The 20,944-nt window shown below is 67.9% G+C and carries 17 protein-coding genes and 1 pseudogene; 8 read left to right on the top strand and 10 right to left on the bottom strand.

Annotation, left to right across the window (positions count from 1 at the left end; all coding sequences use genetic code 11):
* Window positions 1-122: 122 nt before the first annotated feature.
* Together argJ and J7528_RS02090 are read right to left on the bottom strand one after the other, a co-directional pair.
* Window positions 123-1,592 carry a bifunctional glutamate N-acetyltransferase/amino-acid acetyltransferase ArgJ gene (argJ, locus tag J7528_RS02095; RefSeq protein ID WP_291870832.1) on the bottom strand — a complete coding sequence of 490 codons (1,470 nt, stop codon included), beginning with the start codon at window positions 1,590-1,592 and terminating at the stop codon, window positions 123-125.
* A 10-nt stretch (window positions 1,593-1,602) separates the two neighbouring features.
* On the bottom strand, window positions 1,603-2,568 hold the full coding sequence (locus J7528_RS02090) for a peptidyl-prolyl cis-trans isomerase (protein WP_291870830.1): 966 nt from the start codon (window positions 2,566-2,568) through the stop codon (window positions 1,603-1,605).
* A gap of 299 nt (window positions 2,569-2,867) precedes the next feature.
* Here J7528_RS02090 and secA point away from each other — a divergent pair, with 299 nt between their 5' ends.
* On the top strand, window positions 2,868-5,636 hold the full coding sequence (gene secA, locus J7528_RS02085) for a preprotein translocase subunit SecA (protein ID WP_291870828.1): 2,769 nt from the start codon (window positions 2,868-2,870) through the stop codon (window positions 5,634-5,636).
* A 123-nt stretch (window positions 5,637-5,759) separates the two neighbouring features.
* Here the strand turns inward: secA and J7528_RS02080 are convergent, their stop codons facing one another.
* The gene (locus J7528_RS02080; protein WP_291870826.1) at window positions 5,760-6,044 is read right to left on the bottom strand and encodes a GIY-YIG nuclease family protein; all 285 of its coding nucleotides are present in this window, start codon (window positions 6,042-6,044) and stop codon (window positions 5,760-5,762) included.
* A 181-nt stretch (window positions 6,045-6,225) separates the two neighbouring features.
* Window positions 6,226-7,572 carry an MFS transporter gene (locus J7528_RS02075; RefSeq protein ID WP_291870824.1) on the bottom strand — a complete coding sequence of 449 codons (1,347 nt, stop codon included), beginning with the start codon at window positions 7,570-7,572 and terminating at the stop codon, window positions 6,226-6,228.
* Between the two features lie 84 nt (window positions 7,573-7,656).
* On the opposite strand from J7528_RS02075, the pseudogene J7528_RS02070 reads away from it, so the two are divergent.
* Window positions 7,657-8,362: pseudogene (locus J7528_RS02070) on the top strand (winged helix-turn-helix domain-containing protein).
* A gap of 126 nt (window positions 8,363-8,488) precedes the next feature.
* Here the strand turns inward: J7528_RS02070 and J7528_RS02065 are convergent.
* Window positions 8,489-9,544, bottom strand: a complete 1,056-nt coding sequence (locus tag J7528_RS02065; protein ID WP_291870822.1) for a DUF2855 family protein — start codon at window positions 9,542-9,544, stop codon at window positions 8,489-8,491.
* A 69-nt stretch (window positions 9,545-9,613) separates the two neighbouring features.
* Entirely contained in the window at window positions 9,614-10,999 is a 1,386-nt protein-coding gene (locus tag J7528_RS02060; protein ID WP_291870821.1) for a carotenoid oxygenase family protein, read from the bottom strand.
* Window positions 11,000-11,079: 80 nt separating this feature from the next.
* Here J7528_RS02060 and J7528_RS02055 point away from each other — a divergent pair, with 80 nt between their 5' ends.
* The 4 genes from J7528_RS02055 to J7528_RS02040 all read left to right on the top strand — a co-directional run bounded on the left by J7528_RS02055 (window position 11,080) and on the right by J7528_RS02040 (window position 15,080).
* Complete coding sequence (locus J7528_RS02055) at window positions 11,080-11,685, top strand: TetR/AcrR family transcriptional regulator (protein ID WP_291870819.1); 606 nt, start codon at window positions 11,080-11,082, stop codon at window positions 11,683-11,685.
* A gap of 83 nt (window positions 11,686-11,768) precedes the next feature.
* A complete protein-coding gene (locus J7528_RS02050; RefSeq protein ID WP_291870817.1) occupies window positions 11,769-12,665 on the top strand; it encodes an EamA family transporter in 897 nt (298 codons plus the stop codon).
* Between the two features lie 203 nt (window positions 12,666-12,868).
* Entirely contained in the window at window positions 12,869-14,002 is a 1,134-nt protein-coding gene (locus tag J7528_RS02045) for an epoxide hydrolase family protein (RefSeq protein WP_291870815.1), read from the top strand.
* Window positions 14,003-14,024: 22 nt separating this feature from the next.
* Window positions 14,025-15,080: a low specificity L-threonine aldolase gene (locus J7528_RS02040; RefSeq protein WP_291870813.1), complete on the top strand. Its 1,056-nt coding sequence runs from the start codon at window positions 14,025-14,027 to the stop codon at window positions 15,078-15,080.
* A gap of 58 nt (window positions 15,081-15,138) precedes the next feature.
* Here J7528_RS02040 and J7528_RS02035 read toward each other — a convergent pair whose 3' ends face one another.
* From J7528_RS02035 to J7528_RS02020, 4 genes are all read right to left on the bottom strand, one after another.
* Window positions 15,139-17,352 carry an EAL domain-containing protein gene (locus J7528_RS02035; RefSeq protein ID WP_291870811.1) on the bottom strand — a complete coding sequence of 738 codons (2,214 nt, stop codon included), beginning with the start codon at window positions 17,350-17,352 and terminating at the stop codon, window positions 15,139-15,141.
* A gap of 158 nt (window positions 17,353-17,510) precedes the next feature.
* The gene (locus J7528_RS02030; RefSeq protein ID WP_291870810.1) at window positions 17,511-18,146 is read right to left on the bottom strand and encodes a carboxymuconolactone decarboxylase family protein; all 636 of its coding nucleotides are present in this window, start codon (window positions 18,144-18,146) and stop codon (window positions 17,511-17,513) included.
* A gap of 1 nt (window position 18,147) precedes the next feature.
* Window positions 18,148-18,672, bottom strand: a complete 525-nt coding sequence (locus J7528_RS02025) for a VOC family protein (protein ID WP_291870808.1) — start codon at window positions 18,670-18,672, stop codon at window positions 18,148-18,150.
* A 241-nt stretch (window positions 18,673-18,913) separates the two neighbouring features.
* Window positions 18,914-19,273 carry a phage holin family protein gene (locus tag J7528_RS02020; protein WP_291870806.1) on the bottom strand — a complete coding sequence of 120 codons (360 nt, stop codon included), beginning with the start codon at window positions 19,271-19,273 and terminating at the stop codon, window positions 18,914-18,916.
* A 211-nt stretch (window positions 19,274-19,484) separates the two neighbouring features.
* Between J7528_RS02020 and rpoH the strand changes: the two genes are divergently transcribed.
* Window positions 19,485-20,381 (top strand): RNA polymerase sigma factor RpoH, encoded by an 897-nt coding sequence (rpoH, locus tag J7528_RS02015; RefSeq protein ID WP_291871309.1) that lies wholly within the window; start codon window positions 19,485-19,487, stop codon window positions 20,379-20,381.
* A gap of 90 nt (window positions 20,382-20,471) precedes the next feature.
* Window positions 20,472-20,933, top strand: coding sequence for a hypothetical protein (locus tag J7528_RS02010; protein ID WP_291870804.1), 462 nt, complete (start codon window positions 20,472-20,474; stop codon window positions 20,931-20,933).
* The last annotated feature ends 11 nt before the right edge of the window (window positions 20,934-20,944 follow it).

Below are 20,944 nucleotides of genomic sequence, written 5' to 3'. Positions count from 1 at the left end.
GGGAGAAGGTGTCAGCGAAGCTGACGGATGAGGGGTTGAAAGGCCTGTCCGGATAACGGAGCGCAACCCCTCACCCGGCCCTTCGGGCCACCCTCTCCCGCAAGGGGAGAGGGAGTTTCTCTCTAGCTCCGATAATCCCCGTTGATCGCCACATACTGCTTGGTCAGATCACACGTCCAGACCGTGGCCGAGCCCTTGCCGACGCCGACGTCGACGCTGACCTCGAACTCCTGGTTCTTGACGTAGGCGCTCATCTTGGCCTCGTCGTATTCGGCCGAGATCAGACCGTCGCGGGCGGCGTAGAAGTCGCCGAACTTGACGCTGATCTTCTCGCGGGCCACCGGCTCGTCGGCGCGGCCCACGGCCATGACGATGCGGCCCCAGTTGGCGTCCTCGCCGGCGAAGGCGGTCTTGACCAGCGGGCTCTCGGCGATGGTGCGGGCGATCTTGCGGGCCGAGGCGTGGCTCTCGGCGCCGTTGACGGTGATCTTGACGAACTTGGTCGCGCCCTCGCCGTCCTTGACCAGCTGCAGGGCCAGGTCCAGCAGGACCGCTTCCAGCTTCTCGCGGAAGTCGGCCAGACGCTTGTCGCCGGCGCGGTGGATCTTGGGCGCGCCCGACTGGCCCGTGGCGAACAGCAAGAGGGTGTCGTTCGTGGAACGATCGCCGTCCACCGTCACGCAGTTGAAGGTCGTGCGGGTATAGAGGCTCACCAGGTTCTGCAGCGCCGCCGGGGCGATCGCCGCGTCGGTGGCCACGAAGGCCAGCATGGTCGCCATGTCGGGCGCGATCATGCCCGAGCCCTTGGCGATGCCGGCGATCTTCACTTCCACGCCGTCGATCATGGCCGTGGCGTAGGCGCCCTTCGGGAAGGTGTCGGTCGTCATGATCGCGCGACCGGCCTGGGCCCAGGCGTCGGCGGTCAGGCGGGCCTCGACCTCGGGCAGGCGGGCGGTGATCTTGCTGTCGTCCAGGATGACGCCGATGACGCCGGTCGAGGCCATCATCACGTCGCGCTGGCGGCAGTCGAAGCGCTTGCCCACGGCGGTGGCCACGCGGCGCACCGCGTCGGCGCCGGGACGACCCGTGAAGCTGTTGGCGCAGCCGGCATTGACCACCAGAGCGCGGACATCCGCGCCGCCCGTGGCGGCCAGTTGCCGCTTGCACCAGTCGACCGGGGCCGAACCGACGCCGTGACGGGTGAAGACGCCCGCCGCCGAGGTGCCCTCGGCGAAACGCATCAGCAGCAGGTCCTCGCGCTCGTGCTTGTAGAAGCCGGCGCGACCGGTGGCGATCTCCACGCCCGGGATCGGCGGGATATGCGGAAACGGCACAGCCAGCGGCGAGACGGCCAGGCCCGGCTTGCCAGCGTCAGTCGCGGCGGGCTTGGCCGGGGCCGCGGCGGCGGCCGGAGCGGGCGTCGTCTCGCCGGCCGACTTCTGGGCGCGGCGCAGGCCGGCGCGCTTCAGGGCCGAGGTCAGGGGATCGACGATCGCATCGATCACGCCGCCGGCGCGCTCGACCGGCGTGGACACGGCCTCGGCGGCCTTCGCGGCGACCTTCTTGCCGGAAGTCTTGGGAGTCTTGGTCATAGGCCGCTTCTTACTTCTTAGCGGGTTGAGCGGGAGGCGGCGCCGAGGCCGGCGCGCCGGCCGGCGGCTCCGGCGGCGCCGAAGCCGGTTCCTGGGCGCCGGCGGGGCCGGTCGCGTCCTGGGTCTTGCCGATCAGCATCTCGACCTTGGCCGAGCCGCGCAGCTTCTCGAGGATGTCGCGGACCTGGTCATAGGTCAGGAAGCGCACGATCTGCGGACGCGCGGCCTCCAGCGTGATCGGCTCTTCGGTGCGCTTGTCCTCGACCTTGACGATGACCCAGCCGCCTTCGGCCGCGAACGGACCGACCAGCGCGCCCTTGGCGGCGTCCTTCAGGGCCACGCCATAGGGCTCGGGCATCACGTCCAGCGTGAAATAGCCCAGGTCGCCGCCGTTGAAGCGGGTGGCCTGGTCGGTCGAGCGCTCCATGGCCAGGGCGTCGAACGAGGCGCCGGAGGCCAAGAGCTTCTTGACGCTGTCGGCCTCGGCCTGGTTGCCGACGATGATCTGGCGGGCGCGGATCTCTTCCGAGCGCTTCGAAAGCTTCTGCTGCTCGGCATAGAGCTTGCGGATAGCGTCCTCGGTGACGGCCTTCTCGACCACGCCCTCGACCAGCATGTCGCCCAGGATGCGCTCGCGGGCGGCGGCCAGGCGGCGCTGGGCGATGGCTTCCTTGTCGATCTTGCGCTTGGTCGCCTCGGCGGCCAGCAGCTTCTGGTCGATCACCTCGTCCAGGCGCTGGCGGAAGACCTCGCTGGAGATGTCCAGCGGCTCGCCTTCGCTGATCAGGCCTTGAGCCACCGCCTCGCGCTTGACGTCCGACGCCCAGATCACCTGGCCGTTGACGCGCGCCACGGCGGTGTCGCCGGGCTCGGGCGGACGCTCGGCGACCTTGTTCTGGCCGCACGAGACCAGCACCAGGGCGCAGGTTACGGCGCCGATCATACCCAGGAGGCGGAAAGTGGTTTTCAAGGCCAAGATCTCCGGCTTTGTTGCAGACGGCTCTAGCGTGCTTTTTCGCCGAGTGGAAACGGCTTCGCCACCTAAAGCGTTCGGGGTGGCGAAAACTGAGGCGGGACGGCCACTAAGCGGGCCTAAAGCCTTACTTGCGCCGGGGTCTTCGCGTTGACACCAAGATGACCGGTGCTTAAGTCTCCGGCCGCGTGGGAATAGCGGAATTTTCCGTTGATCCCGTGCGACTCCATATTCCGTAGTCGAGGCCGCACAGCCTTAGCGCCGGCCTCCTCGTCAAAACGTCCCTTTCGGATTCCCCCTGCATGCTTGGTCTCGCCAAAAAGCTCTTCGGCTCTTCGAACGAACGCAAGGTCAAGACCTTCCAGGCGCGGGTCGCCAAGATCAATGCGCTGGAGCCGGAATACGCCGCCCTGTCGGACGAGGCCCTGAAGGCCAAGACCGCCGAGTTCAAGGACCGCCTGGCCAACGGCCAGACGCTGGACGACATCCTGAACGAAGCCTTCGCCGTGGTGCGTGAAGCTTCGAAGCGCGTGCTGGGCATGCGCCACTTCGACGTCCAGATGGTCGGCGGCATGGTGCTGCACTTCTCGGGCATCTCGGAAATGCGCACGGGTGAAGGCAAGACCCTGGTCGCCACCCTGCCCACCTATCTGAACGCCCTGGAAGGCAAGGGCGTACACGTCATCACCGTCAACGACTACCTGGCCACCCGCGACGCCGACTGGATGGGCCAGATCCACAACTTCCTGGGCCTGTCGTACGGCGTCATCGTCAACGGCCTCAGCCAAGGCGAGCGTCAGCGCGCGTACCGCAGCGACATCACCTACGGCACCAACAACGAATTCGGCTTCGACTACCTGCGCGACAACCTCGTCTACAGCGTCGAGGAAATGGTCCAGCGCGGCCACAACTTCGTCATCGTCGACGAAGTGGACTCGATCCTGATCGACGAAGCCCGCACGCCGCTGATCATCTCGGGCCCGACCGAGGACCGCAGCGAGTTCTACAAGACGATCGACGTGCTGGTGAAGCAGCTGATCCTCGACAAGGGCACCTACGACCACGACGAGAAGCAGAAGCAGGTCATCCTGACCGAGGACGGCCAGGAAAAGATCGAAGAGATCCTGATGGCCGGCGGCCACCTGGCCGAGGACTCGGCGGGTCTGTACGACGCGGCCAACGTCTCGGTGGTGCACCACGTCAACCAGGCCCTGCGCGCCAACGTGCTGTACACGCGCGACAAGGACTACATCGTCAAGGGCGGCGAGGTTGTCCTGATCGACGAGTTCACCGGCCGCATGATGACCGGCCGCCGCCTGTCGGAAGGCCTGCACCAGGCCATCGAGGCCAAGGAAGGCGCCGACATCCAGCCCGAGAACCAGACCCTGGCCTCGGTGACCATCCAGAACTACTTCCGCCTCTACAAGAAGCTGTCGGGCATGACCGGCACGGCGTCGACCGAGGCTCAAGAGTTCGACGACATCTACAAGATGAGCGTGTCGGAAATCCCGACCAACCGCACCATCCAGCGCATCGACGACGACGATGAGGTCTATCGCACCGAGCGCGAGAAGAACGAGGCCATCCTCAAGCAGATCGCCGACTGCCACGTGCGCGGCCAGCCGATCCTGGTCGGCACCGTCTCGATCGAGAAGTCGGAAGAGCTGTCCAAGCTGCTAGCCACCTACGCCTTCGAGAACGACGGCAAGAAGCAGAAGGGCATTCCGCACCAGGTGCTGAACGCCCGCTTCCACGAGCAGGAAGCCGGCATCGTCGCCGACGCGGGCGTGCCTGGCGCGGTGACCATCGCCACCAACATGGCCGGCCGCGGCACCGACATCCAGCTGGGCGGCAGCGTCGACATGCGCGTCGCCAACTGGAAGCAGCAGCAGCGTGGCATGGGCCTGGAGATCTCGCACGAGGACGAGGTCGAGGAACGCGCCCGCATCGAGGCCGAGGTCGCCGATCGCAAGAAGCAAGCGCTCGACGCCGGCGGCCTGTTCGTGCTGGGCACCGAGCGCCACGAAAGCCGCCGCATCGACAACCAGCTGCGCGGCCGCACCGGCCGTCAGGGCGACCCGGGTCGTTCGAAGTTCTTCCTGTCGTGCGAAGACGACCTGCTGCGCATCTTCGCCGGCGAGCGCCTGGACGCGATCATGCGCACCTTCGGCGTCCAGGAAGGCGAGGCGATCACCCACAAGTGGCTGAACAACGCCATCGCCACGGCGCAAAAGCGCGTCGAGCAGCGCAACTACGAGATCCGCAAGAACCTCCTGAAGTACGACGACGTCGTCAACGACCAGCGCAAGGCCGTGTTCGAGCAGCGCCAGGAGTTCATGGAGTCCAGCGACCTCTCGGAAATCATCGCCGAGATGCGCCAGGACACGATCGACGACCTGGTCGCCCGCCACCTGCCGCCCAAGGCCTATGCCGAGCAGTGGGACATCGAGGGCCTGAAGGAACGCGTCCAGTCGATCCTGGGCCTGGACCTGCCGATCGAGGCGTGGGCCGCCGAGGAAGGCATCGCCGACGAAGAGATCAAGGACCGCATCCAGAAGGCGGCCGACGAATACGCCGCTCAGCGCGAAGTGATCATCACGCCCGAGCAGATGCGCTCGGTCGAGAAGAACTTCCTGCTGCAGATGATCGATCTGCAGTGGCGCGAGCACCTGATGCACCTGGACCACCTGCGCAACGTCATCGGCCTGCGCGGCTACGGCCAGCGTGATCCGCTGAACGAGTACAAGACCGAAGCCTTCTCGCTGTTCGAGAAGCTGCTGGGGGATCTCCGCACCAACACCACCCGCTGGCTGATGACGGTCGAGATCGCCTATGCCGAGCCGGAAGTGCCGCACCAGTCGCTGGACAACCTGGTCGAGGTCCACCTGGACCCGCTGACCGGCGAGAACGCCGCCGTCGCCGGCGCGATCCCGGACGGCCTGTCGCCGCAGCAACGCGAAGCCCTGCCGGTCTCGGCCCTGCCCGACGGCTGGGACCGCACCAACCGCAACAGCCCCTGCCCCTGCGGCTCGGGCAAGAAGTTCAAGCAGTGCCACGGCTCGCTGGTGTGAGTTTCACACTGAACGATCTCAAATAACCCGATCTCCCCGGCGAAAGCCGGGGCCCAGATCGAACCGAAGGGCGCCGGACGATCTCGTTCGGCGCCCTTTCGCATTCACGTCAGAGCTTCAGGGCTAGCCCAGGAATTCCAGCCCCAGGTCCCGCCAGTCCGGATTGGCGGCTTCGATCAACTGGAGCTTCCAGACCCGCCGCCACTCCTTGATTTGCCGTTCGCGGATCAGGGCGCTCTCGCGACCGTCATGGACCTCGCTCCAGACCAGCATCGTGCAGCCATATTTGGCGGTGAAGCCCGTGACTTGGCTTTTGTGCTCGAAGACGCGCCGGCCGAGGTCATCCGTAGAGCCGGTGTACAGCGTGCCGTTGCGACGACTGGCCATGATGTAGACGTAGAACGCCATGGGCCAATGTTTATGGCAAAGCTCGCACCACTCAACCTATAGATTTATAAAACTCCGCATTCCCGGCGAACGCCGGGACCCAGATTCATCCGGAGAGGTTGGGGTGTTCGCGCCCACGGCCTCACCCAACCACAAGCGCCCTGGGCTCGATCTGGGCCCCGGCTTTCGCCGGGGAGACGGACTATTGTTGTTGGATTTTCTGAGGCAACCCCGCCACTCCCGCCGCCCCGACCAGCAGCACTGCCGCGCTCAAACCCGACACGTGCAGCCCCGTCACCACATCCGCCCCCGCCAGCGCCCCGAAGATCGCCACCCCCGCCGCGCCGCCGACCTGGCGGCAGGCGTTGAGCGCGCCCGAGGCCGCGCCGGCGTCGTGCTTGTCGACGCTGGCCAGCAGGCCGCTGGTCAGGGCCGGGATGGCCAGGCCCATGCCGCCAGGGATCAAGGCGAAACCGGGCAGCATCTCGACCATGCCGCTGCCCACGCCCAAACGCGCCGTCAGGGCATAGCCGCAGGCGGCCAGCAGCACGCCGCCCGTCGTCACCGTCCGCGCGCCGAAGCGGGCCACCAGGCCGCCGCTCAGCAGGTTCGAGACGATGAAGGTCGCCGTCAGCGGCAGGAAGGCCAGGCCCGCCTTGGCCGGCGCCCAGTGCAGGGCGCGCAGCATGTACAGGCCCAGCACGAAGATCAGGCCGTAATAGGTGAAGTTCAGCGCCGAGCCGACCACCACCGCCGTCCAGGCCGGACGCTTGCGGAAGGCGCTGAGCGGCATGGCGGGGTGCTCCGCGCGACGCTCGAACAGGACGAAGGCCACGGCCAGCAGCACGCCGGCGATCAGGGCCAGCAGGGGCGCACCACCCCAGCCTCGGTGGCCGCCCTCGATCAGCCCGCCGACCAGCAGCGACACCGCCGCCACCGCCAGGGCCTGCCCGGGGATGTCGAACGGGACCTTGGGCTTGGCCGGCGCCTCGGGCGCGACCGCCAGGGTCAGCACCGCGCCCAGGGCGCAGACCGGCAGGTTGACGAAGAACACCCAGCGCCAGCCCAGGGTCTCGACCAGCAGGCCGCCCAGCACCGGGCCCAAGGCGATCGACACCCCGCCGGCGGCGGTCCACCAGCCCACGGCCGAGGCGCGCTTGCTGGCGTCGCCGTGCGCCGCGTGGGCGATCAGGGCCAGCGAAGGCGGGATCAGTAGCGCACCAGCCGCCCCTTGCGCCGCGCGGGCCAGGATCAGCGCCAGCGGACTCATCGCGAACCCGCACGCCGCCGAGGTCAGGCCGAACAGCACCAGCCCCGCCACGAACGCCCGGCGCGGCCCCACCCGGTCGCCGATCGCGCCGGCCGACAGCAGCATGGCCGCGAGCGCGAGAATGTAGGCGTCGACCACCCATTGCAGCTGCGCCGTCGGGGCGTGGAACGCCGCGCCGATGGCGTCCAGCGCCACATTGACGATGGTCACGTCCAGCTGGGTGACGAAGAAGCCGAAGCTGGCGGCGGCGGTGATCAGCGGAAGGCGTGGGTTACTCATGGTCCTCGACATGCCCCGATCCGCCGCCCGGATGCTACACGCGCCGATGAACCATTCCGCCGGCGATGGCCGTATGATGCGAATATGGACGCCAATATCGCCACCCCCGCCCGCCCTGATCGGCGACCCGACCCGCGCCGCCATGCTGCAGGCCCTGCAGGACGGCCGCGCCCAGCCCGCCAGCGCCCTGGCCTGGGCGGCCGGCGTCACGGCCCAGGCGGCCAGCAATCACCTGGCCAAGCTGGTCGACGGCGGCCTGCTGGCGGTCGAGCGCGAGGGGCGGCATCGCTACTACCGCCTGGCCTCGGCCGAGGTGGCGCACGCGATCGAGGCCCTGTCGGTGCTGGCGACGCCGGTGCGCTCGCTGGAGGTCCCGCGCTCGCCCAAGGCCCGGGCGCTGCGGGATGCGCGGTGCTGCTATGGCCACCTGGCGGGACGGCTGGGGGTGCGGGTGTGCGAGGCGCTGGTCGATCGGGACCTGATCCGGCCGGCGGCGGAGAAGCTCTATGAGGTGACGGAGGACGGCCGCCGCTGGTTCGAGGACCTGGGCGTGGCGGTCGATGCTCTGCGCTCGCCGAGGGGCGTGGCGCGGCAGTGCCTGGACTGGACCGAACGGCGGCATCATCTGGCCGGGCCGCTGGGGGTGAAGTTGCTGGAGGCGATGACGCGGCGGGGGTGGTTGGCGTTGGAGGTGAAGGGACGGGCGGTGCGGTTGACGGCGGAGGGGGTGCAGGCGTTGCGGGAGCGGCTCGGCGTGAGTCTTGAAGACGAAGGCAGCATCGCCGCTTAGGTTTTCCCCTCTCCCCTTGCGGGAGAGGGTGGCCCGTAGGGCCGGGTGAGGGGTCGCACGGCGCCGCCGAGAAACCCCTCATCCGTCGGCTTCGCCGCCACCTTCTCCCGCAAGGGGAAAAGGAAACTACGGCTTCAGCACCACACCCGTGTCAGGACGGGTCCCGCCCTCCACCTGCGCCAGGTACGCCGCCTGCATCGCCTCGCGGCCCTCGCCGACCTCGACCTTCAGCCACCGTGGCGCATCGGCCACGAACCCCGCCCAGGCCGCGCCGTAGCGCTGCTCGAACTCGCCCGGCGCCCAGTCCTTCTGCCGCTTGGCCACACGATCCGGCGCGAAGAAGAAGGCCGGCTGCGGCCCCGGCAAAGCCCCTCCCCCACGCGGCGCCTCCCAGTGCGTGCCGCCCACCAGGATCGAAGCCTTCAAGTCATCGGCGAACCGCTCGTGCACCGCCCCCAGCACCGCCGCATCGCCCGCGAAGTCCACGAACGCCGCAGGCCCGTCGATCGGCGCGGCCGCCAGGTCGTCGTACAGCACCACCTGGTCGTAGAACCCCAGCCCCTCGACGAACGCCTTGTTGCGCGGCGAAGTCAGGCCCACCACCGTCACGCCGCCGCGCTTCTTCAGCAGCGCCGCCAGGGCGATCGCCGTCTTGGACGAGGCGCTGGACAGGATCACGCTCTTCGCGCCGTAGAAGCCATACTCGTCGAACTGGTCGTCGATCAGGAAGCCGGTGATGAACAGCGGCTGCAGCAGCGCCCGGTGCGCCTCCAGGTCATCCGCCGCGCCCACCGCCAGGTACTGGTTGTAGACCGGCGGTAAAGGCTGGCGATGGGCCGACACATCGGTGAAGCCGCTCTTGCCGGGCTTGGCCTGCACCGTCAGGTGCGTCGACATCGGCCAGTAGCCGTAGAACCGCTGCCCCACCGCGATGTCGGAATGCGCCGAGGCCTCGACCCGCGCATGACCCCAAACCGGCACGCGGCCGAAGCCGTCTGGGCCTGGGAAAAAGCCCCAGTACTTCATCATCTCGCCGAACACGGCATAGGTGATGTTGTTGGCCGTCAGGGCGAAGCTCTCGATGGCCAGCCGAACCTGACCGTCGGCCAGCGGTGGCGGCTCGACGTCGCGAAATTCGCTGCGGCGCAGGTCGGTCTTGGCGACGACGAAGTCCCAGGCCATGGCGGCCTCCCATGCTGTTTGGCGCGAGTTAGCGGGAGGCCGCGCGGCGAGTCAAACGTGCGTTTGAGCTCAGACGCGAACCCACTGGCCGTGGAAGCCGAACGGCACGCGGCGCGGCAGCCTGGCGCCGGCGATCGGGCCCCGCTCCACCTTCTGGGCGTCGAACACCACGAACTCCGACACGTCGTCCGCCTGGCGATAGATCACCGCCGTCAGCCAGCCCTCGCCTTCCGCCGCGCCGTCGCCGGCATGGGTGAAGACGGCCTCGGAGATCGCGTCGCCCTGCGGCACGGTCCAGGTCTTTTTCGCGCCCGTCGCGAGGTCCAGATGCACCACGATGTTGGATCGGAAGTCGCCGGGCTTGAGGCTCTGGCCCACGAACCAGCCATGACGATAGGGCATGCCGGCGAAACGTTCGTCGAAGCGCGGAAACTCGCCGGCGGCGTCGTCCAGCGCGGCCTCCGACACCGTTCCGGCGACTAGGTCGATCGTCCAGCGGGTCAGGTAGGCGGCGGCGTTCTCGCCCTTGATCCCGTCGGGATTGGGGAACAGCGGGGCGGAGTCGTAGCGCATGACGTCGGCGACGATCGCCTCCCCGTCTTCGAACGCGTTCATGACGTGGAAGACGTAAGCCGCCGGGACCTCGATCCAGCGCAGGCTGGCCACCCCCTCGTCGCGCCGGATCACCGCCAAGTGGCCGCCCACCTGCGGCTCCCAGGCGAAGGCGGGTTTGCCGCTCATGGCGCGCGGCAGACTGCCAGTCAGGGGCAGGACGGGGATGACGATATGGCGCTCGGTGACGATGCAGTCGTGGATCATCGAGCAGTACGGCGCCTCGAAGGTCTCGCGCTTGATGAGCTTGCCGCTGGCGTCGGCCAGGCCCCAGCTGATCTTGTTCGACAGCGGCACGGGGTCGTCGGCATAGGCGAAGAAGACGAGCTCGCCGGTGAACGCGCAGGTCTTGGGATGGGCCGTGACCTTGCCGCCCAGGTCGTAGGTCCCCAGGGTCTCCAGGTCCGGGCCGCTCATCTCGAACGGCGCGTGGGCCTCTTCCAGCGCCAGCAGATGGCCGCCGTGCTGGATGATGTTGGTGTTGGCCGAGCCTTCACTGACCACGCGCAGCACTGACGGGTCGGTGGTCATCGGATTGCCCCAGCTGCCGAACAGCGCCCGGCCGGCGTCGTATTCCAGGCTCCACTTGTTGGTGCGGACCCAGCGGTTGCGGTAGCGGACCTGGCCGTCGGCCACGGTGAAGGCGTGCAGCATGCCGTCGCCGACGAACCAGTGATAGTTGGCGTCGCGCGGGTCGAACTGCGGGTTGGGGCCGTTGCGATACAGCGTGCCTTTCAGGCCCGCCGGCAGCTGGCCCCAGACCTCCAGCGCGAAGTCGTCCTCGCTGCGCACCGGCGCGAAATTGCCTGAGAGGAAGGGATTGATACGCACGTCACCGTCCATGGTCGGACCTCCTGAATGACGATTGTTTACAGTGTAAATTTATGTTGTAAGCGAATGGTCGAGTCAATGTGGATTCTCGCGTGCCCCGCGTCCTGTCGTCCGAAGACGTCGAAGCCTTCCGCGCCCGCCTGTGCGAGGCGGCGCAAACCCTCTTCGCCGAACGCGGCATCGAGGCGGTGACCATGCGCGAGCTGGCCCAGGCCCTGGGCGTCAGCCCGATGACGCCCTACCGCTATTTCAAGGACAAGGACGCGATCCTGGCGGCCGTCCGCGCCGCCGCCTTCGCCCGCTTCGCCGCCCGGCTGGAGGCGGCCATGGCCGCGCCGGCCGATCCGCTGCATCGCTCGCGCAACGCCGGCCAGGCCTATGTCGACTTCGCCCTCGCCGAGCCGCAGGCCTATCGCCTGATGTTCGACCTGAACCAGCCGACCGAGGGCGACTATCCCGAGCTGCAAGGCGCCATCGTCCGCGCCCGCCGCACCATGACCGTGCACATCGAGGCGATGATCGAAGCCGGCCAGTTGGAGGGCGACGCCGAGCTGATCGGCCATCTCTTCTGGTCGGTGCTGCACGGCATGCTGATGCTGCAACTGACCGGCAAGCTGGCCCCGACGATCGACCCGGTAAAGCTGCGCGGCCTGGCGCTGGTAACCCTGGTCAAGGGCCTGGGGATCGCCACGCCCTGATTGTCACGGGAACAATGTTTCCGTTGCGACCTCGGGCTTGAAGGCCCAAGTCGAAGCCAGTCCAGCTTGCGATTGGAACTTCGATGCCGACCACCACGCCCCTGCCCTTGCGCCACTTCCTGCTGGCCCTGGCCGTGGTCGCGGTGTGGGGCACCAACTTCGTGGTCATCCGCATCGGGCTGAACCACCTGCCGCCGCTGCTGTTTGCGACCCTGCGCTTCTGCATGGTGCTGATCCCCATGGTGTTCTTCGTCAAACGGCCGGCGGTGTCGTGGAGCAACCTGGCGGCCTATGGCCTGTTGATCGGCGCGGGGCAGTTCGGCCTGCTGTTCGTGGCCATGAAGGGCTCGATCTCGCCGGGCCTGGCCTCGCTGATCCTGCAGACCCAGGTGTTCTTCACGATCGGCATGGCCATGTGGATCAGCAAGGAGCGCATCCAGGGCTTCCAGATCGCCGCCCTGGTCCTGGCCGTCGCCGGCATCGTGGTCATCGCCGCCCACGGCGGCGGCGCGGCCACCCCGCTGGGCGTGGCGCTGGGCCTCTTGGCCGCGCTCAGCTGGTCGGGCGGCAACATCGTCGCGCGCCAGGCCGGGCCGGTGAACATGCTGGGCTATGTGGTCTGGGCCAGCCTGTTCTCGATCCCGCCGCTGTTCGCCATGTCGCTGTGGCTGGAAGGCTGGCCGGCCATCGTCAAGGGCGTGACCGGCGCGGGCCTCGGCACCTGGCTGGCCGTCGCCTGGCAGGCCGTGGGCAACACCATGTTCGGCTACGCCGCCTGGGGCTGGCTGCTGGCCCGGCACCCGGCCGCCACGGTGACCCCGATGGCCCTGCTGGTCCCGGTCTTTGGCATGAGCGCCTCGGCGCTGCTGCTGGGCGAGGGTTTGCCCGCGTGGAAGCTGATCGCGGCGGCGCTGGTGCTGACCGGCCTGGCGGTGAACATGCTGTGGCCGAAGGTGCGGATGAAACTCGCCGCGGCCTAAACAATACCCCGTCTCCCCGGCGAAAGCCGGGGCCCAGATCGAACCCACAACACTTCATTGGCTGGCTGGGCGCATCTCGGATCAAACCCAAGCCGCTCGGGATGTATCTGGGCCCCGGCTTTCGCCGGGGAGACGGATTGAGGGTTGCTTGACCTCCCCCACGTCACCCGAACGACGCTCCTCCCAAAACAAGGGAGGCCGTCATGACCCCATTCAAGGTCGCGTGGACCCAGACGCAGATCGACAAGGTCCTGGCCCAAGTCCGCGCCTACGAATTCCCGCCTGCTCCCGAAGGCGGCGGCTGGGCCTACGGCTGCGATGCCGACTTCCTGCGGGACCTCCGCGCCTACTGGACCGACGGCTTCGACATCGGCGCGGCGCAGGCAAACCTCAACCGCTTCCCGCAGTTCACGACCTCCATCGAAGACCTCGACATCCACTTCGTCCACGTCGTCGGTGAGGCCCAGGGCAGACGACCGCTGCTGATCAGCCACGGTTGGCCAGGCAGCCACTTCGAATTCTGGGACGCCATCGCGCCCCTGGCCTTCCCGTCGCGCCATGGCGGCGATCCAGCGGACGCCTTCGACCTCGTCATCCCGTCACTGCCGGGCTTTGGCTTCTCGGGCAAACCAAAGCGGCCGCTGGGCCAGCGGGCGACGGCGCGGATGTTCGACACGCTGATGGGCCAGCTGGGTTACGAGACCTACCTGGCCCAGGGCGGCGACTGGGGCGGCCTCGTCACCTCATGGCTGGGCCTGGACCACGCCGCCCATGTGAAGGCCATCCACCTCAACATGATCGGCCTGCGCCCGCACGGACCGCCGACCACGCCCGAGGAGATCGCCTGGATCACCGGCTTCGGCGCGCAGATGGATCTGTGGGGCGCCTACTTCCGGCTTCAGGCCAGCAAGCCGCAGTCGGTGGCGTGGCTGGGCGCGGGCAACCCCGTCGGCCAGGCCGCCTGGATCCTGGAGCGCTTCCATGACTGGGCCGACCTGTCGGCCAAGCCGTTCGAGCGGGTCTTCACCCGCGACCAGCTGCTGACCAACATCATGCTCTATGTGATGACCGGCAGCTTCACGACCGGCGCCTGGTACTACCGCGCCCTGCTGGAGGAGGGCGGCCCCGTGCTGGCCCAGGGCCAGCGCTGCGAGACGCCCACCGCCTTCGCCAATTTCCCCGGCGAGAGCATCTACAAGCCCCCGCCCCGCTCGTGGGCCGACCGGGCCTACAACATCACCCGCTGGACCGACCAGCCGCGCGGCGGCCACTTCGCGGCGATGGAGGAGCCGGGGCTGTTCGTTGACGACGTGAGGGCCTGGGCGCGGGACCTGTAGACGACGAAGGCTTGGCCGTGGCATGCCCGGCGGCAGTTCCTTCCAGGAGTTCGCGCCCATGGCCCGCTACGATTTCGCGTCCGACAACGTCGCCGGGGCCATGCCCGAAGTGATGGAGGCCATCGTCGCGGCCAATGCCGGCACGGCCTCGGGCTATGGCACCGACCACGTCAGCAAGGCCGCCGCCGACCGGATCCGCGCGTTGCTGGACGCCGACGCCGAGGTGCGGTTCACCGCCTCGGGCACGGCCGCCAACGCCTTCGCGCTGACCTTGCTGGCCCAGCCGCACGAGGCGGTGCTGGCCCACGAGCACGCCCACATCTGCACCGACGAGACCGGCGCTCCGGGCTTCTTCAGCCAGGGCAGCGGCCTGATCGGCCTGCCTGGCGCCTCGGGCAAGATCGAACTCCCGGCGCTGGAGGCCGCCCTGGCCCGGCCGGAAGTCTCGTACAACCAGCCCGCCAACGCTCTGTCCCTGACCACCGCCACCGAATACGGCACGGTGTACTCAGAGGCTGAGTTGCGCGCGCTGGTCGCGCCGGTGAAGGCCAAGGGCTACGGCGTCCACCTGGACGGCGCGCGCCTGGCCAATGCCGTGGCCGCCGGCTTCGATCTGAAGAGCGTGGCCAAGATGGGCGTCGACATCCTGGTGATGGGCGGCACCAAGGCCGGCTCGACCCCGACCGAGGCCGTGGTGTTCCTCAATCCCGACCACGCCCGCCGCCTGGACGCGCGCCTGAAGCACGCCGGCCAGCTGGTGAGCAAGGGCCGCTTCCTGGCCGCGCCGTGGCTGGGCCTGCTGGGCGAGGATGGCGGCGCGGGGCCGTGGGCGGCGCGCGCGGCGCATGCCAATGCGATGGCGCAGAAGCTGGCGGCGCTGATGCCGTTCGAGATCAAGCACCCGGTCGAGGCGAATGGGATCTTCGTCGAAATGGACGAACCCGCGCTCGAGCGCCTGCGCGGCGAGGGCTGGTTCGTCTATCGCTTCCTGGACGGCACGGTGCGCTTCATGTGCTCGTGGGCGACGACGCCGGAGATGGTCGAGGAGCTGGGGGCGGCGCTGGGGCGGGTGAAGTAAAACCCTCTCCCCCAGGGAGAGGGCGGGGCCCGCCGCGAAGCGGTGGGAGGGTGAGGGGTTAAACCGTCAACCGCTGTAACCCCTCATCCCCCCACGCCTGCGGCGCGGGTCCCTCCTTCTCCCTATGGGAGAAGGTGACAACAGGAGCAGCGGCTTCGGCGGCCGAGGTGGCCGTAATCCCCAGCAACTTCGCGATCTCGCTCGCTGGCGCCGGCCGGCTGATGAAGTACCCCTGGATCTCCGCGCAGCCCTGCCCGCGCAGGGCGTTCAGCTGCTCCAGCGTCTCGACGCCCTCGGCCGTGGTGACGATGCCCATGGACGAGCCCAGGTCCAGCACGGCCTTGATGATGGCCATGGCGTCGCTGTCTTCCAGGATGTCGCGGACGAAGGTCTGGTCGATCTTGATCTTGTCGAACGGGAAGCTGCGCAGATAGCTCAGCGAGCTGTAGCCCGTGCCGAAGTCGTCCATCGAGATGCGCACGCCCAGGGCTTTCAGGTCATGCAGCATGGTCATGTTGGCCTGGCTGTCCTGTAGCAGCACCGACTCGGTGATCTCCAGCTCCAGGCGCTGGGCCGGCAGGCCCGAGGCGGCCAGGGCCGAGACGACGGTGCGCACCAGGCCGCGATCGCGGAACTGGGCCGGCGACAGATTGACCGCCAGGCGCACGTGCGAGGGCCACTTGGCGGCCTCGGCGCAGGCCGTGCGCAGCACCCACTCGCCCAGCTGTACGATCAGGCCGATCTCCTCGGCCAGCGGGATGAAGTCGGCCGGCGAGACCATGCCCCGCTCGGGGTGGCGCCAGCGCAGCAGGGCCTCGCAGCCCGTGACTCGCTCGTCGCCGAGGTTGTAGAGCGGCTGGTAGAACAGTTCGAACTCGCCGGCCTGCAAGGCGCGACGCAGGTCCAGCTCCAGGGCGCGACGCGCCTGCAGCTGCTCGTCCATGGCGCGTTCGAAGAAGTGGAAGGCGCCGCGGCCATCGGCCTTGGCGCGGTACAGGGCCATGTCGGCCTTCTTCAGCAGCTCGTCGGCGTCTTCGCCGTCCGAGGGCGCGGCGGCGACGCCGACGCTGGCGCCGATCACCACCTGGTGGCCTTGCAGGTCGAACGGCTGCGACATCGCCTCGACGATGCGGCCGGCCAGGCGGGTCGCGCCGGCCATGTCCTTCAGGCCGCTCTGGACCACGGCGAACTCGTCGCCGCCCAGGCGGGCCACGGTGTCGCCCTCGCGCACGCAGCCGCGCAGGCGCTCGGCGGCCTCGCGCAGCAGCGCGTCGCCCAGCGGATGACCCAGGGTGTCGTTGACGGTCTTGAAGCGGTCCAGGTCGATGAAGTGCACCGCCAGCTTGTCGCCCTTGCGGGCCCGGCGGGCCAGGGCGTCGGACAGCGACTTCTGGAACAGCACGCGGTTGGGCAGCTCGGTCAGCGGATCGTAGTGGGCCAGGCGCGCGATCTGGGCCTCGGCCCGCTTGCGCTCGGCGATGTCTTCCGAGACGCCCAGCAGGTATTCGGCGTGGCCCTCGGCGTTGTGCAGGGCGATCTTCTTGGTGCGCAGGATGGCCATGCCGCCGTCCTTGCGCGGCACGTGGTCTTCCTCGACCACCCGGACCTCGCCCGACTCCAGCACCTCGCGGTCGCGCTCGACATAGATCGCCGCCAGCTCGGCGTCGTGGATGTCGGCGTCGGTCTTGCCGATCACCTCGTCGCGCTTGAAGCCCAGGGTCTTCTCGCCGGCGCGGTTCAGCAGGACGTAGGAATGGTCGTCGGCGCGCTTGACGAAGACCATGGCGGGCATGGCCTCGACGATGGCGGTCATGAAAGTCTGGGCACGCTCGACGTCGGCCTTGGCGGCGGCCAGGGCCTCGACGCCCCGGCGGTTGGTCTCGTTGGCGGCCTGCAAGAGGCCCAGCACCGTGCCGACGCCCAGATAACGGCCGTCCTCGGTGACGATGAAGCCCCGCAGGAGGTCGGAGGCGCGATACGACAGGCTGTCGGTCGTGAAGGCGGCCAGCTCGGTATTAGCGTCGACGACCAGCGGCTCGCGGTCCATCAGCGTCGAGATCGGGCGGTTGGCGTACAGCGCGCGGCCGTATTCGGCGGCCATGCGCAGGAAGAAGGCGTTGCGCTCGACAATGCCGATCGGCCGGTCCTCGGCGTCGAGAACCGGTACGATCAGGGTGTCGGGCTCCTCACGGAACCGCTCATACAGCGACTTGCCGAGATCGTCCTGGCGCGCCGGCGCCAAGGAAGAAACGGTGTCCCGCAGGGTGAACATGGTACGCCTCCACTTGCGGGTGGCAGGGACCATTTCCTGACTAACGGGGCGCTAATGGCTCCGCTTGCGACGGGTTATTTCGCCAAAACTTCACGGGCCTGTCACAGTGTTTGCGAGGCCGTTTACTGTGCTTGTCCACTTGCGGGAGAAGCTTGGACCTAGCGCCCGGTATCCATGAAGTCTCGGGCCTTGAAGTCCTCGGGCGCGGCGACCTCGACGATGGGCTCGTCGCGGTCGTCGAACTCGGTGCGCAGGGCCCGGCTCATCACCGCGTGCATCTCGTAGAGACAGGTGATGTAGGTCAGCTCCAGGATCTCCTCGTCGGTCAGGAAGGCCTTGAGACTGGCGAAGACGCCGTCGGCGACGCGGCCGCCGTCCAACACCAGGCCGTCGGCATAGGCCAGCACCGCCCGCTCGCGCGGGTCGAACACCTCCGAGATCTGCCAGTGCGGCACGGCGGCGATCTTGTCCTCGGGCACGCTTAAGGCCCGCAACGACTTGCAGTGCTGGGAGAACACGAACTGGCTGCCGCGTGTCCAGCCGGCCCGGGTCTGGGCCAGCTCGCGCAGCACCGGATCGATCTTGCGGGCCGGGTCGCGATAGAGCGCGAAACCCTGGGCGGCGTGGCGCAGCACGTCGGGACTGTTCGCGAACACCGTCCACCAGTCGCCGCGCGTGCCGGTGGCCGTGCCCGGCTGGGCGACGGGATCGCGGTCGCCGAAGAGTAGGTCGTAGAGCTTCAGCGTGCCCTTGTCGGTCACCTCGCCGCGAGGGACTTCGCGCAGGCGAGGCATCCTAAGCGTCCACCGTCGCGCGCGCCGGTTCGTGCTTCACATCCTCCGGCCCGAAGTCGCGGGTGAAGGCGGCCAGTTCCATCATGACGCCGTTGGGGTCGGTGAAATAGACCGAGCGGACGAAGACGCCGGGATGCAGCTTGCGCGCCACGCCCATCTCGCTGTCGTCGTGATTGACCACCATCGGAAAGGCCGGCACGCCCGCCGCCTGCAGGCGCTCCAGGCAGGCTTCCAGATCGGCCTCGTCGACGGTGAAGGCCACATGGTTCATCGAGCCCACGGCGGTCTTGCTGTCGGCCGGGAAACTCTTCACCGAGGCGATGCCCGGCGCGGCCGGCGGCGTCTCGGGCCACCAGAAGAAGGCCAGGCAAGAGCCGCCGCCGCAGTCGAAGAAGAAGTGCTGGCCGCCGTCCGGCAGGGCCACGGTCTTCACGAGGGGCATCCGCAGCACCTCGGAATAGAATCTGACGGTTTCCGCCATGTCGCGGCAGACCAGAGCCAGGTGATTGACGCCGGTGATCTTCATCTCGGCTTCCTCCCGGAGACCGAGGTTACGCCAGTTGAGACAGGCGTACAGTGTGCCGTTGGGGCGCCTGCCCAACCAACCCCGTTTTCCCGGCGAAAGCCGGGACCCAGATCTCATGGCGTTTGGGCTGATTGGAAAAACTCAGAATCCGTAGAACCCACCCCAGCGCTCTTCATCTGGGCCCCGGCTTTCGCCGGGGAAACGGATGAGGGGATGAGGGATGAGGGATGGGGAAGTCGGATCAGGCCTCTTCCCTCTTCGCATCCCCCAGCAGCACCTGGCCAATCCAGCTGACGACACCCGTCACCACCGCCGCCTGCACGCCGGCCCACAGGCCATGCACCGCCAGGCCGTCCAGGAACCAGGCCACCAGCCCGATCATCGCCGCGTTCACCACCAGCAGGAACAGGCCCAGGGTCAGCAGGGTCAGCGGGAAGGTCAGAACCGTCACGATCGGCCGCACCACCGCGTTGACAATCCCCAGCAGGAAGCCGGCGATGATCAAGGTCACCCAGCCGTCGGCGGTGACGCCGGGGATGATCCGGGCCGACAGCCACAGGCCGGCGGCGGCGATCAGGATGCGAAGAACGAAACGGATCATGGCGGCGCGACTCCCCTCAATTTCCGCAACAGTGAACTACGGAAATCGAGCGAGCAAACTGTCGCCCGATTTGTACAATACCCAAGCCGTGAACTCGGACATTACAAATGCGTTACCGCCCTTCCAACCGCGACATCGCGACCTATCTATCCTCTCGTGTGGGGGATGATCGCGCGCGAACGGCGAGCGGATCCGCGCACCGCAAGGGGATATAAGAACTATGGCCGTGAATTCTCTATCGGTGATGTCGCCGGACGGCGGCCTGTCGCGATACCTCACCGAGATCCGCAAGTTTCCGATGCTCAGCAAGGACGAAGAGTTCATGCTGGCCCAGCGCTGGAAAGAGCACCAGGACCCGCAAGCCGCCCACAAGATGGTGACGTCGCACCTGCGTCTCGTAGCCAAGATCGCCATGGGCTATCGCGGCTACGGCCTGCCGATCGGCGAAGTGATCTCGGAAGGCAATGTCGGCCTGATGCAGGCCGTCAAGAAGTTCGAACCCGAGAAGGGCTTCCGTCTGGCGACCTACGCCATGTGGTGGATCCGCGCCTCGATCCAGGAATACATCCTGCGCTCGTGGTCGCTGGTGAAGATGGGCACGACCGCCGCGCAGAAGAAGCTGTTCTTCAACCTGCGCAAGGCCAAGAGCCAGATCGCCGCCTTCCAGGAAGGCGACCTGCGCCCTGACCAGGTCTCGCAGATCGCCACCAAGCTGGGCGTGCTGGACAGCGAGGTCATCTCGATGAACCGCCGCCTGTCGGGCCCCGACGCCTCGCTGAACGCGCCGCTGCGCGCCGACGGCGAAAGCGAGTGGCAGGACTGGCTGGCCGACGACGATCAGGTGTCGCAAGAGACCGTCGTCGCCGAGAACGAGGAAAAGTCGCTGCGGATGTCGCTTCTGGAAGAAGCGATGGTCGAACTGACCGACCGCGAGCGTCACATCCTGACCGAGCGCCGCCTGAAGGACGACCCGACCACCCTGGAAGAACTGGCCGCCCAGTACGGCGTCAGCCGTGAGCGCGTCCGCCAGATCGAGGTCCGGGCGTTCGAGAAGCTGCAGAAGACCATGCGCGAGGCGGCCATCGCCAAGAACATGGTGGATGCGTAAGGCACACCGCTCACACGAGTGAGACGGAAAGGGGCGCTCTTCGGAGCGCCCCTTTTTCGTTGCCGCCGAGGCGCCTTACAAGCGTCGGCCATGACCATCACCTGCGCCCACACCGGCCAGCCGGCCGTCTACCAACGCTCGCCCGATGACTGCATGATCTGCGTCCTGGCGATGCTGACCGGCCGCTCCTACGAGGAGGTCGTCGCCGCCGCCCTGGCCCATGACCCCGCCTTCCCGGTCCAGGGCCCGATGAGCCACTCGATCCTGCGCAGCGTGGCCCACGGCTGGGGCTTCATGCTGGTCAGCAGCATCTACATGCTGTGGGGCAGCCCCGGCATCGTCGGCGTGCTGTCGCCCAACATTCCCGGCACGGGCCATGCGGTGTTCTGGGACGGCGAGAAGATCATCGATCCCAAGCCCGGCGGCGAGGTCGATCGCGCCTATGTCGACGCCCACGGCCTGGAGTTCACCCAGCGGGCATCGGACCTGCTGCCGTTGGCGGATCACGAACTGGCCATCGCCGCCGCGCTGACGACGGACGAACCGTTCTGAGTCTATAAGGC

This window comes from Caulobacter sp. (assembly GCF_017744445.1).
Classification (GTDB): Bacteria; Pseudomonadota; Alphaproteobacteria; order Caulobacterales; family Caulobacteraceae; genus Caulobacter.
The sequence above is the reverse complement of the archived record's forward strand: the minus strand, read 5'-3'. Positions and strand labels throughout refer to the sequence as shown.

What these genes read in the sequence shown, in the direction of transcription:
- J7528_RS02025 (WP_291870808.1), bottom strand. Translation starts at nt 18,672, where the DNA reads ATGAAGATCACCGGCGTCAATCACCTGGCTCTGGTCTGCCGCGACATG.
- J7528_RS02010 (WP_291870804.1), top strand. Translation starts at nt 20,472, where the DNA reads ATGACCATCACCTGCGCCCACACCGGCCAGCCGGCCGTCTACCAACGC.
- J7528_RS02045 (WP_291870815.1), top strand. Translation starts at nt 12,869, where the DNA reads ATGACCCCATTCAAGGTCGCGTGGACCCAGACGCAGATCGACAAGGTC.
- J7528_RS02020 (WP_291870806.1), bottom strand. Translation starts at nt 19,273, where the DNA reads ATGATCCGTTTCGTTCTTCGCATCCTGATCGCCGCCGCCGGCCTGTGG.
- J7528_RS02060 (WP_291870821.1), bottom strand. Translation starts at nt 10,999, where the DNA reads ATGGACGGTGACGTGCGTATCAATCCCTTCCTCTCAGGCAATTTCGCG.
- secA (WP_291870828.1), top strand. Translation starts at nt 2,868, where the DNA reads ATGCTTGGTCTCGCCAAAAAGCTCTTCGGCTCTTCGAACGAACGCAAG.
- J7528_RS02075 (WP_291870824.1), bottom strand. Translation starts at nt 7,572, where the DNA reads ATGAGTAACCCACGCCTTCCGCTGATCACCGCCGCCGCCAGCTTCGGC.
- argJ (WP_291870832.1), bottom strand. Translation starts at nt 1,592, where the DNA reads ATGACCAAGACTCCCAAGACTTCCGGCAAGAAGGTCGCCGCGAAGGCC.
- J7528_RS02040 (WP_291870813.1), top strand. Translation starts at nt 14,025, where the DNA reads ATGCCCGGCGGCAGTTCCTTCCAGGAGTTCGCGCCCATGGCCCGCTAC.
- J7528_RS02030 (WP_291870810.1), bottom strand. Translation starts at nt 18,146, where the DNA reads ATGCCTCGCCTGCGCGAAGTCCCTCGCGGCGAGGTGACCGACAAGGGC.
- J7528_RS02035 (WP_291870811.1), bottom strand. Translation starts at nt 17,352, where the DNA reads ATGTTCACCCTGCGGGACACCGTTTCTTCCTTGGCGCCGGCGCGCCAG.
- J7528_RS02065 (WP_291870822.1), bottom strand. Translation starts at nt 9,544, where the DNA reads ATGGCCTGGGACTTCGTCGTCGCCAAGACCGACCTGCGCCGCAGCGAA.
- J7528_RS02080 (WP_291870826.1), bottom strand. Translation starts at nt 6,044, where the DNA reads ATGGCGTTCTACGTCTACATCATGGCCAGTCGTCGCAACGGCACGCTG.
- J7528_RS02050 (WP_291870817.1), top strand. Translation starts at nt 11,769, where the DNA reads ATGCCGACCACCACGCCCCTGCCCTTGCGCCACTTCCTGCTGGCCCTG.